2 protein-coding genes are annotated in these 1,090 nt (G+C 44.6%); both read left to right on the forward strand.

What is annotated here, in order from left to right:
- Window positions 1-162: 162 nt before the first annotated feature.
- Complete coding sequence (locus HT678_RS09930; protein ID WP_000134981.1) at window positions 163-441, forward strand: hypothetical protein; 279 nt, start codon at window positions 163-165, stop codon at window positions 439-441.
- A 15-nt stretch (window positions 442-456) separates the two neighbouring features.
- Window positions 457-933, forward strand: coding sequence for a hypothetical protein (locus HT678_RS09935; protein WP_119942006.1), 477 nt, complete (start codon window positions 457-459; stop codon window positions 931-933).
- Window positions 934-1,090: the final 157 nt, after the last annotated feature.

Consider the following 1,090-nt stretch of genomic DNA (forward strand, 5'->3'; position numbering starts at 1 on the left):
TGAGTAAGATTACACTAGATCAAGCAAAAATCGACATGTACATCAACCTACTGGAACGTGGAGCAGTTGACTTTTCATGGGTACATAAACGCTGGAAAGACCGTGTGCGCAAGGAATTGAAGCGACGTGGTTTGAGCCATCTGGCAAACTAGCGAGGTGTTTATGACAGAGATTGAGCACTTATTGATTCGGTTTCTCTTTTCTCTGATTCCTGTGGTTGTCTTGTACTTTTCCATGAAGGACAGGGCAACCAAGCAGGAAAATCGCATGACAGCCATAGAAAAAGACATTGAGAACTTACGCGAATTTCGAATGTCGGCTAACAAAAGATTGGATAACCATGACGAACAAAATAAGGCTATTCTGGTGCTGGCTGAACAGGTCAAATCGCTAGGTGAAGATGTGAGAGAACTGAAAACCTTGATACAAAGTAAACAGTAAAGAAAGAGGTGCAGAATGGTCTGTAATCTCAATATGACCAATTTGCGGCAAATTGACGGTGGGCACCTGATTAAGCAAGGGGACTTGGCTTCCACCTTTGGTTTTGCCCTCTTAGACGAAGACTACCAAGTGATTTCCTCTCTGGAAGGGGAGGAGGCACTGATCAGTCTGACCAAGGAGGGCTACCAGTGGAAGAAGCAGGTAGCTGTTACCAGTCAAGGTGTGAGTTTCCATCTGGACGCTATCTTGCCGATTGGGAGTTATCGCTTGGAAATCACGGCTGGAGGCTATGTTTTCCCCAGTGATAAATCTGTCCATATCAAGATAGTCGCCTCAGATAAGGAATTGGTCACAGAAGAAGTCCATGCTTTAAAGGAGCTGGATATTGCAAAAGAAGTTGAGAAACAGCTTGCAGGTAGAACTGTAGGCGAGAGCCCAGTAGGTCAGGAATTGCCAGACCTGCTCTTTTATTACAATTTAGGAAAGGTGTAACACAAAATGGATACTACAGAATTAACAGCATTTGCGCAGGCAGTGGGGGAAGATAACAAAAAGGTAAACGAAGAGCTGAAAACGAAAGTCAGCACGTCTGACATGAACCAAGCAATCGCCCAAGCTAAATCAGAGGTCAAGGCTGAAATCTTGGGTG

Origin of the sequence: Streptococcus sp. 3167 (assembly GCF_013277175.1) — a bacterium.
GTDB lineage: Bacteria > Bacillota > Bacilli > Lactobacillales > Streptococcaceae > Streptococcus > Streptococcus pseudopneumoniae.